A 10,975-nucleotide genomic window follows, 5' to 3' on the forward strand; every position below is an offset into this window, starting at 1 on the left:
GTTTCCTCAGAAAGTCAGAATTTAAAGTTATAGATTTAGGATTTGTTATAACCTGAGTTCGATATATTGAAAGCTGTAAATCAGATGATTATATCTTTTTGTTAGCAAATTTTGTCATTTCGAACGAAGCATGAGGAGGAATCTCATCCTACTGAGATGTCTCGTCGCTCATGCTTCGCTCTTTCGACATGACAAATGATTAGATATCTGTATTTTATATGAATATATTTTATTGAAATTTATATCGAACTCACGTTGTTATAATTAGAATGGCTCCAATCCAACTATTTAAAACCGTTGAAACGCTTAGGATTGTGCATTGGCTATGGTTTGCAAATATTCGATGGTGAATGGATTTATCCATTTTCTATAATTTCAATTTCTTCCCTGTAAGTGGTTTATAAAAGAATGAGGATATCCTATTTAATCTCATATAAATAGACCAAAGCATAAAAGACAAATTCTATCAATTTTGCTCTCTCACATTTTTAAAATCATTGTCTTAAAAAAAGTTTTACAATACTTTAGCATTTTTAACTTTTTGATTGGTAATGGCAATTTCCAAAACTTCAGACATATCGCTGACGTAATGAAAACGCAATCCTTTGATATAGTCTTTTTTAATCTCCTCTATATCGCGTTTGTTTTCTTCACAAAGGATAATATCTTTGATATTGGCACGTTTGGCTGCCAATATCTTTTCTTTTAAGCCACCAACGGGCAATACTTTGCCTCTAAGGGTGATTTCACCAGTCATTGCTAGTTTTTGTTTGACTTTTCTTTGGGTAAATAAAGAAAATAGACTCGTCAACATAGTGATACCAGCACTTGGACCATCTTTTGGTGTAGCACCTTCAGGCACGTGAATATGCACGTTGTATTTTTCAAAAATGTCAGGATTGATGTTAAATTTTTCTGCATTAGATTTGATGTATTCCATCGCAATGGTTGCAGATTCTTTCATCACTTTACCTAAATTGCCTGTAATGTTTAATTGACCTTTGCCTTTAGAAAGTGTAGATTCAATAAATAAAATATCACCACCAACAGCCGTCCAAGCAAGACCAGTTACCACTCCAGCGACTTGGTTGTTTTCATATAAATTGGCTTTGAGTTTGGGTGCACCTAAAATTTCTATAATGTCATCTTTGCTTAATTCTGGATTATAGGTTTCCTCTAATGCGATTTTTTTAGCAATCCCTCTAACCACCTTAGCTATTTGTTTTTCTAGCCCACGCACGCCAGATTCTCTAGTGTAACCTTCTACAATGCTTTGTATTTCTGGTTTATGCAGTTTTATTTGATCTTTGCTCAAACCATGTTCTTTAATTTGTTTAGGGATAAGATGTCTTTTGGCAATTTGAATTTTTTCTTCTACTGTGTAACCATTCACATTTATGATTTCCATACGATCTCTAAGAGCTGGTTGTATAGAACCTAAATTATTTGCAGTAGCAATAAACATCACCTTAGAAAGGTCATAACCCATTTCTAAAAAATTATCGTAAAAATCATTATTTTGCTCTGGATCAAGCACTTCAAGTAAAGCTGAAGCAGGATCGCCTTGCATACCTTGAGCTAACTTGTCTATTTCATCAAGAACAAAAACAGGATTAGAAGTTCCAGCTTTTTTGATATTTTGAACAATTCTACCTGGCATAGCACCAATATATGTTTTTCTATGACCTCTTATCTCAGCTTCATCGCGTAAGCCACCTAATGAAACTCTCACATATTTACGCCCAACTGCTTCAGCAATAGACTTCCCTAAAGACGTTTTACCTACACCAGGTGGTCCGTATAAGCAAAGAATAGGCGATTTCATGTCATTTCTCAATTTTAAAACCGCCAAATATTCAATGATACGTCTTTTTACATCTTCTAAGCCGTAGTGATCTCGGTCAAGTACACTTTGTGCTTTTTTAAGATCAAATTTATCTTGGCTGAAATTATCCCATGGTAAATCTAAAAGCAACTCTAAATAATTACGTTGAATAGAATGCTCTGGGACTTGAGGATTCATGCGTCTTAATTTTGCCAATTCTTTATCAAAATGCTTAGAAACCTCTTTAGACCATTTTTTGGATTTGGCTTTTTTCTGTAGCTCTTCAATTTCGTTTTCCTGAGAAACCCCTCCAAGTTCTTCTTGTATGGTTTTCATTTGCTGGTGCAAAAAATATTCTCGTTGTTGCTGATTGATGTCAGTTTGTACCTTAGATTGAATATCATTTCTTAATGCAAGTTTTTGATACTCTACATTCATTTGTTTTAGAGTAGCTAAAGCCCGTTCTTTAAGATTAGATATTTCTAACAATTTTTGTTTTTCATCAACATCTAAACTCATATTTGAAGAAATAAAATTGATAAGAAAGGAAGAACTTTCTATATTTTTTACTGCAAATGAAGCTTCTGTAGGAATGTTAGGACTTTCTTTGATGATGCGTAAAGCCAATGATTTTAACTCTTCAATAATGGTTGTAAATTCTTCCTCAACAATATCACTTAAATCCTCTGAAAATTCTGAAACTTTACTTTTTATGTAAGGTTCTTCGCTTACAACCTGTTCTATTTTAAATCTCTTTTTACCTTGAATGATTACAGTCGTATTACCATCGGGCATTTTTAAAACCCTAAGTATTTTAGCAACAACACCAACCCTATTTAAGTCTTTGAAAGTAGGTTCCTCTACCTCGTTATCAATTTGAGCGACTACACCTACAATTTTATTAGTGGCATTAGCGTTGTTTATAAGTTTGATTGATTTATCTCTGCCAGCAGTTATAGGTATTACCACTCCTGGAAATAGTACTGTATTTTTTAAAGGCAAAATCGGCAATTCGTCTGGTAAGGTTTCTGAATTGATTGCATCTTCATCTTCTGATGTCATCAACGGAATTAATTCTGCATCTTCGTCAAATTCTTGTGATGACAAATTGTCAATATTAAATATTTTTCTGTTACTCATAATTAAATTTTAGTCATGATGTCATATCAAAATTACTCAAATCTTCATAAAGATAGATATAACTTGTCTTGATACGTTTTTTTAAAATGATTACTTTAATAATCCAATTCCTATGCCAAAAACAAATGAAATGTATTTTTTCCGTTAAAATTATGGACTTGTAAGTTTATTGATTTTTTGTAAAGCATGCTCAATATTTTCGATATGCCCAAAATTTAATACCAATCTCAAACCATTTCTTGTTTTCTTTTCTTTCAAAATAAATTGATTTTGACTTTGTTGAATTTGAGCTAAAACTTGTCTAAATTGATTACTTTGGTAAAAAGATGATTCTTGGTTAGCAATAAAATAACCAATCATTTTATGTTGTTTGATGACTAATTTTTCAATTCCAACCTTAGCCGCAGTCCATTTTAACTTGACACTGTCTAATAAATCTATTACTTGAATAGGCAGGTCACCAAAACGGTCTTTGAGTTCATCTTTAAATGACTCTAACTTATCTGATGTTTTTATATCATTGAGTTTAGTATAAAGATTTAACCTCTCGGTGATGTTGTTGATATAATCGTCTGGAAAAAGTGTTTCAAAATCAGTGTCTATTTGAACATCTTTAACAAAATCTTTGTTTACATTCTGATTTTCAGATTTATATAAATCTTTAAATTCATTTTCCTTGAGTTCTTCTATGGCTTCATTAAGTATTTTTTGGTAAGTATCAAATCCGATTTCATTGATAAATCCGCTTTGCTCACCACCAAGCAAATCGCCTGCTCCACGAATTTCTAAGTCTTTCATTGCAATTTTGATTCCACTGCCCAAGTCAGAAAATTGCTCTAATGCTGTGATGCGTTTTCTGGCATCAGGTGTCATATTGATAAGACTTGGTGTGATGAGGTAACAAAATGCTTTTTTATTACTTCTCCCAACACGACCACGCATTTGATGTAAATCGGATACGCCAAAATGATTTGCATTATTAATTATTATAGTATTTGCATTGGTAATATCAAGACCACTTTCAATGATAGTTGTTGATACCAATACATCAAACTGACTATTCATAAAACTAAGCATCAATTGTTCTAATTTTTTACCTTCCATTTGACCATGACCAATTCCAATTTTAGCATCTGGCACTAAACGTTGAAGTAATCCTGCCACTTCATTAATATTTTCTATTCGATTGTGTATAAAAAAGACTTGACCGCCACGTTGCAGTTCATAATTAATGGCGTCTCTAATGGCGTCTTCAGAAAATCGAATAACTCGAGTTTCGATGGGATAACGGTTTGGCGGTGGCGTTGTGATGGTTGATAAATCTCTGGCAGCCATCAAGCTAAATTGTAAGGTTCTAGGAATTGGTGTTGCTGTTAAGGTTAAAGTATCTACATTAGTTTTAAAATTTTTGAGTTTGTCTTTTACGGCCACACCAAATTTTTGTTCTTCATCGATAATTAACAGACCTAAATCTTTGAAAAAATCGGCTTTATTAACCAATTGATGTGTGCCAATTATAATATCCAGTTGTCCTGATTTTAAATCTGAAAGCGTCTCTCGTTTTTCTTTTGCCGTTTTAAATCGATTGATGTAATCTATTGTAACAGGAAAGTCTTTCAAACGTTCCGAAAAAGTTTTGTGATGTTGAAAAGCCAAAATTGTGGTTGGCACTAAAACGGCAACTTGTTTTCCATTATCAACAGCTTTAAAAGCAGCTCGTATAGCAACTTCAGTTTTACCAAAACCTACATCGCCACAAACAAGTCTGTCCATGGGTTGTTGGCTTTCCATGTCTTTTTTTACCGCTTCTGTTGCTGTACTTTGGTCTGGAGTATCTTCATAAATAAAAGAAGCTTCTAACTCGTGTTGCAAATAAGAGTCTGGTCCAAATTGAAAGCCTTTTTTTAATTTTCGCTTAGCGTAAAGTTTGATAAGGTCGAAAGCGATTTTTTTAACTCTGGTTTTTGTTTTTTGTTTGAGTTTTTTCCAAGCTTTACTACCAAGTTTATAAACTTTTGGGGCTTGACCGTCTTTGCCATTATATTTTGAAATTTTGTGTAAGGCGTGAATGTTTAGATATAAAACATCTCCTTCGCCATAAACCAATTTGATGGCTTCTTGTGTGTTGCCATTTACTTCTATTTTTTGTAAACCTCCAAATTTGCCAATACCGTGGTCAATATGTGTCACGTAGTCGCCACGCTCAAGCTGTGTCAACTCCTTTAAGGTAATAGCTTGTTGTTTGGAGAATTTATTTTTAAGCTTAAACTTGTGGTAACGCTCAAAAATTTGATGATCGGTATAACAGACCAACTTACTATTATGGTCTATAAAACCTTCGTGTAAGCCCAAGACTAAAGTTTGGTAATTGGTAAACTGCATATCCTCAAAAATGTCGTGAAAACGTTGGGCTTGTTGTTGATTCAAGCAGCAAATTACATTGGTGTAATCCGATTTTTGATGCTTTTCCAAATCATCAATCAGTAAATCAAATTTTTTATTGAAAGCTGGTTGAGGAGAAGTATGGCAAGTAAAAATAAAATTATCTGAAGCTCCTAAAAAATTTTGGTTGTGATATTGAATACAATTGAAATTTTGAAGTTGAGCTATCAACTCATCTCCATGACAAAACAATTCTGAAGGTTTGGAATAGCTAACATTTTCAGAAAGTTGTTTGAAATTATTTTCAGCTTTTTTAAATAATTCATTCAAGTCTGCTTTTAGCAATTCAGGATTTTCAGTTATTATCAAACTTTGTTGTTTGATATATTCCAAAAAACTTTGTCGTTTTTCCTGCACATATTTATTTTCAACATTAGGCATAATTGAAGCCTTGCTATGGGTTTGATTAGATAGTTGAGTCTCAATATCAAAAGTTCTGATACTTTCTATCTCATCACCAAAAAATTCAATCCGATAAGGCTCGTCATGGCTAAAGGAATAAATATCAATTATACCACCTCTCACAGAAAATTCGCCAGGTTTAGTAACAAAATCTACGCGTTTGAAGTCGTATTCAAAAAGAGTTTCATTTACAAAATCTAAATCTAATCGATCCCCGCGATTTATTTTTAAAGTATTTCGGCTTAATTCGCTCTTAGTAACTACTTTTTCAAATAAAGCATTAGGGTAAGTAACGATGATAACGGGTTTTTTTCTAGAGTTTAGTCTGTTAAGCACTTCTGCTCTGAGCAAGACATTGGCGTTGTCGGTTTCTTCAATTTCATATGGTCGGCGATAGCTACTTGGATAAAAAAGCACTTCTTCATGACCTAAAAAATCTTCTAATTCATTAAGGTGATAAGCTGCGGTTTCTTTATCTTTCAAAATAAAAATAAAGGGTAAATTGGCTTGTTTGAATAGTTCAATGGTGTAAAAACTTTTTGATGAACCAATCAAATTCTTAAGCTGAAATATCTTTGGATTTTGCTCCCTAATTTGAGACAATATAGGCTGAACCGAATTGGCTTTAGAGAACAGGTTTAAGAGTTCTGTTTTAGTCATATTTTTAAAAAGAAGCTACAAAAGTAAAGTATAAATTTTGATAAAAAAAAACCGTTCCAAGTTTGAAACGGTTTTTTGATATCATATAAAGTAAAATTTTTAACTCAACACCTCTTGAACTTTATCTGCAGCTTCTTGAAATAAAACTGCACTTTCTACATTTAAGCCAGAATTGTCAATTAATTCTTTAGCCAAGTCAGCGTTTGTACCTTGAAGCCTAACAATGATTGGCACATTGATTTTATCACCAAGATTTTTGTAAGCTTCTACAACACCTTCTGCAACACGGTCACAACGTACAATTCCGCCAAAAATATTGATTAATATCGCTTCAACTTTTTCATCTTTAAGAATCAATCTGAAAGCTTCTTCAACACGTTTAGCATCAGCTGTGCCACCAACATCAAGGAAGTTTGCAGGTTCACCACCAGCTTGTTTGATCAAATCCATTGTTGCCATAGCTAAACCCGCTCCATTTACCATACAACCCACGTTACCATCAAGATTGACATAACTCAAGCCAGCTTCTTTAGCTTCAACTTCAGTTGGGTCTTCTTCTCTAATATCACGCATCGCTTGATAATCTTTATGTCTAAACAAAGCACTGTCATCTATGGTAACTTTAGAATCTACAGCCATTATTTTATCATCGCTGGTTTTTAGCACAGGATTAATTTCAAATAATGATGAATCTGAGCCTTCATAAGCTTTGTATAGGTTTGTAACAAACTTGCACATTTCTTTAAAAGCTTGACCTGATAAATCTAAATTAAAAGCAATTTTTCGAGCTTGAAACGGCAAAATGCCTGTAGCAGGATCAATCACTTCAGTAAATATCTTATCTGGTGTTTTTTCAGCCACAGTTTCTATGTCCATTCCACCTTCAGGCGAATACATAATCATATTCCTACCTTTGGCACGATCGAGTAAAACTGACATATAATATTCTTCTGGTTCACTATCGCCTGGATAGTAAACATCTTCAGTAATCAAAACTTGATTTACTTTTTTGCCTTCTTTAGAGGTTTGTGGCGTGACAAGGTTCATGCCGATGATTTCATTGGCAATTTCCTTTACTTCTTTAAGATTTTTAGCCAACTTAACACCACCGCCTTTACCGCGACCACCAGCGTGAACTTGGGCTTTTATCACATGCCAACCCGTACCGGTTTCTTCTGTGAGTTTTTTGGCTGCTTCTACTGCTTCATCTGATGTTGTAGCTACTATACCGCGTTGAATATTTACACCAAAACTACTGAGTATTTCTTTACCTTGATATTCGTGAAGATTCATAATCTTTGTTTAAAAAATTTTAGATGCACAAAAGTAATAATTTATAAAGTTGAAACAAGATTTTTAACCCAAATTATGATTTAGCTTAATTTTAAGTCAATATCCTTAATGCATGGTTTACATTTGTAGCTGTTTTAATTAAAAGCAATATGAAAATAATTTGTATTGGTCGAAACTATACCGAACATATCAACGAGTTAGAAAACGAAAAACCCGATGATCCGGTTATTTTTATTAAACCAGATTCATCGGTTTTACCTAAATCGCATCCATTTGTGATTCCTGAATTTTCAAATGAAGTGCATCACGAAGTTGAGGTTATAGTCAAAATCAATAAACTCGGCAAATACATTCAGCCCAAATTTGCTCATAAATATTATCAAGAATTTGGATTGGGAATTGACTTTACAGCACGAGATTTACAATCAAAACTCAAAACTAAAGGCTTACCTTGGGAAAAGGCTAAAGGTTTTGACGGTGCAACACTTATCGGACAACAATGGTTTGATAAATCAGATTTTGATTTAAATAATTTGAATTTTTCTTTACTAAAAAACAACAAAATCGTTCAACAAGGCAATACCAAATTAATGCTTTGGAAAATCGATGAACTCATCGCTTATATCTCTCAGTTTTTTACTTTAAAAATAGGCGATATCATTTTTACAGGAACACCTTCTGGAGTAGGCAAAGTTGAAGAAAATGATGTTTTGATCGGAAAAATAGAAAATCAGTCAGTTTTTAAAGTTAATGTAAAATAAATGTACGCAGAAATTATAACCATAGGCGACGAGATATTAATCGGTCAAATTGTTGATACCAATTCAGCATTTCTCGGTCAACAACTCAACAAAATAGGAATTGAAATTATACAAATCACATCCATAAAAGATGAACAAAGTCATATTCTAAAAGCTTTGAAAGATGCTGAAACACGTGCCGATATTATCATTACTACTGGTGGATTAGGACCAACCAAAGACGACATCACAAAACATACACTCTGCCAATATTTTAATGACGAATTGGTTTTAGACCAAAAGACACTTGAACACGTTGAAAATATTTTTGAAAAATATATAAGTCATCCTATTTTAGAAGCCAACCGCTCGCAAGCCTATTTGCCATCAAAATGTTTAGCACTTAACAATCAGTATGGCACAGCACCAGGAATGTGGTTTGAAAAAGACAACAAAGTCTTTATTTCAATGCCAGGCGTGCCTTATGAGATGAAAGCTTTGATGAGAAATGAAGTCATACCAAGACTTAAAGACCGTTTTAATCGCCCGTTTATTCTTCATAAAACCGTTTTAACTTACGGTCTTGGAGAAAGTGCCATTGCCGACAGAATTGAAGATTGGGAAAACAACTTACCAAATTTCATCAAATTGGCTTACTTGCCAAGCTTAGGCAGAGTGAGATTAAGATTAACCGCTCGTGGCGATGATGAAAAATTATTGCAAAATACTATTAATCAAGAAATTGAAAAATTGCACAAACTCATTGGTGATATCATCAAAGGTTACGAAGATGAAAACAGTATAGAAGAAAACATCGCTAAAAGCTTAACCGAAAAACATCTCACCTTAGCTACAGCCGAAAGTTGCACTGGCGGTCGTTTAGCAGCAAAATTTACCGAAATTCCAGGTGCATCGGCTTATTTTAAAGGCAGTATTGTGAGTTATGCCACTTCAGCAAAACACGACGTATTAGGAATCTCAAAACAATTTATTGAAAAATATTCAGTGGTAAGTGCTGAAATTACTAAAGAAATGGCCAAACGTGTTCAAAAAATGTTCAAAGCAGATATTGCAGTCGCAACAACAGGAAACGCAGGGCCAACAAAAGGCGATAGCGATGCGGAAATCGGCACAGTTTTTATAGCTTTGGCTTATCAGTCTGAAGTTGTCGTCGAAAAATTTAATTTTGGTACCCATAGGGAACGCGTGACCCAAAAAGCCGTCAACAAAGCTTTAGAAATGCTTTATGACCAAATAAAAGTCTAAGAGTTATGAGCAACAACATCAATATCAAAAATAGAAAAGCCAAATTTCAATACGAAATTTTGGATAAATATACCGCAGGCATCAAACTTGTTGGCACTGAAATCAAATCAATTCGTGAAGGCAAAGCCTCTATTGCTGAAAGCTTTTGCGAGTTCAACGATAGAGGTGAACTGTTTGTGATCAATATGCATATTGAAGAATATTCTCACGCTACGCATTTTAATCACAAACCTAAAAGCGAACGTAAACTTTTATTACAAAAAAAAGAACTCAAAAAGCTGCACAAAGAAGTTAGAAACACAGGTTTAACTATCATTCCTTTGCGTCTATTCATTAATGACAGAGGGATTGCTAAACTAGTTATTGCACTTTGTAAAGGGAAAAAACTCTATGATAAACGAGAGGATATTAAAAAACGCGATACCAAAAAACGTTTAGACCGCATTAAAAAAGCATTTAACAATTAAAGATTTTATTAAAAATATACCTATAAAAAATTAAAAACTAATCACTTTTTTGCTTGACCTTTTTGTTTGGGGTTATATTTAAAAAAGCGATACCGTTAAGGCAAAGATTGGTTTTTCAACTCAACTATTTTGCAGGGTATCGCTTAATTGGGCATAGTGGAACTGCTTACTCAATTCCTCTACAAATCAAAATAGTGCATTAGGGCAAGTCTTTGAAGTAAGTCTAAAGATACTGGCAACACTATTCTAAATTAAACTAAGATTTAAAGCCCTCCTTAAAGGAAACAGTCCAATACAGTATCTTTAAATACTTAGTCTATTTGCTAAAAAAGCCCTTAGAGATGTAAAAGCTTTTAGTTTGCTCAAATTTACTTATCGTTAAATAAGTAGAACACAAATCTACGATAATTAAAATAAGCCCTCAAAAACACGAAAAATTGAAGTCGTCGGATAATGGTCGGACAAATCAATTTTAAAAAACCTCAACACTCTGTAAATAAGCTTATTGAGGTCATTTATTGTGAAGAAAGAGGGATGCTGACGCTACGGTCAGCATACTGACAAGCTGTATTCGTCTGTATGCTGACGCTACGGTCAGCATACTGACAAGCTGTATTCGTCTGTATGCTGACGCTACGGTCAGCGTACTGACAAGCTATGCTTCGTCAGTGTTCGAGTATTTTTGTATAAATTTAGATTTACGTTCTCTTGATAAGTTTTTTAATTTTTTCTCAAGCTTA

The 10,975-nt window shown here is 33.6% G+C and carries 6 protein-coding genes; 3 read left to right on the forward strand and 3 right to left on the reverse strand.

All coding sequences use genetic code 11. The annotated features are described in order from the left end of the window. Window positions 1-514: 514 nt before the first annotated feature. The 3 genes from lon to sucC form a co-directional block, all read right to left on the reverse strand. Complete coding sequence (lon, locus tag ACSSV5_RS09985; RefSeq protein WP_454245759.1) at window positions 515-2,965, reverse strand: endopeptidase La; 2,451 nt, start codon at window positions 2,963-2,965, stop codon at window positions 515-517. Between the two features lie 150 nt (window positions 2,966-3,115). Further along, on the reverse strand, window positions 3,116-6,469 hold the full coding sequence (mfd, locus tag ACSSV5_RS09990; protein WP_454245760.1) for a transcription-repair coupling factor: 3,354 nt from the start codon (window positions 6,467-6,469) through the stop codon (window positions 3,116-3,118). 99 nt (window positions 6,470-6,568) lie between these two features. Continuing rightward, window positions 6,569-7,762: an ADP-forming succinate--CoA ligase subunit beta gene (gene sucC, locus ACSSV5_RS09995; RefSeq protein ID WP_454245761.1), complete on the reverse strand. Its 1,194-nt coding sequence runs from the start codon at window positions 7,760-7,762 to the stop codon at window positions 6,569-6,571. Window positions 7,763-7,911: 149 nt separating this feature from the next. Here sucC and ACSSV5_RS10000 point away from each other — a divergent pair, with 149 nt between their 5' ends. Genes ACSSV5_RS10000 through smpB form a run of 3 tightly spaced genes read left to right on the forward strand, consistent with a single transcriptional unit; the run spans window position 7,912 to window position 10,235 of the window. Then, window positions 7,912-8,523, forward strand: a complete 612-nt coding sequence (locus ACSSV5_RS10000) for a fumarylacetoacetate hydrolase family protein (RefSeq protein WP_454245762.1) — start codon at window positions 7,912-7,914, stop codon at window positions 8,521-8,523. Then, entirely contained in the window at window positions 8,524-9,768 is a 1,245-nt protein-coding gene (locus tag ACSSV5_RS10005; RefSeq protein WP_454245763.1) for a competence/damage-inducible protein A, read from the forward strand. It abuts the gene before it with no gap. Between the two features lie 5 nt (window positions 9,769-9,773). Continuing rightward, a complete protein-coding gene (gene smpB, locus ACSSV5_RS10010; protein ID WP_211066598.1) occupies window positions 9,774-10,235 on the forward strand; it encodes an SsrA-binding protein SmpB in 462 nt (153 codons plus the stop codon). Window positions 10,236-10,975: the final 740 nt, after the last annotated feature.

This window comes from Psychroflexus sp. MBR-150 (genome assembly GCF_053628795.1).

Coding starts and splice junctions, on each gene's coding strand:
- mfd (WP_454245760.1), bottom strand. CDS start 6,469: ATGACTAAAACAGAACTCTTAAACCTGTTCTCTAAAGCCAATTCGGTT.
- ACSSV5_RS10000 (WP_454245762.1), top strand. CDS start 7,912: ATGAAAATAATTTGTATTGGTCGAAACTATACCGAACATATCAACGAG.
- sucC (WP_454245761.1), bottom strand. CDS start 7,762: ATGAATCTTCACGAATATCAAGGTAAAGAAATACTCAGTAGTTTTGGT.
- smpB (WP_211066598.1), top strand. CDS start 9,774: ATGAGCAACAACATCAATATCAAAAATAGAAAAGCCAAATTTCAATAC.
- ACSSV5_RS10005 (WP_454245763.1), top strand. CDS start 8,524: ATGTACGCAGAAATTATAACCATAGGCGACGAGATATTAATCGGTCAA.
- lon (WP_454245759.1), bottom strand. CDS start 2,965: ATGAGTAACAGAAAAATATTTAATATTGACAATTTGTCATCACAAGAA.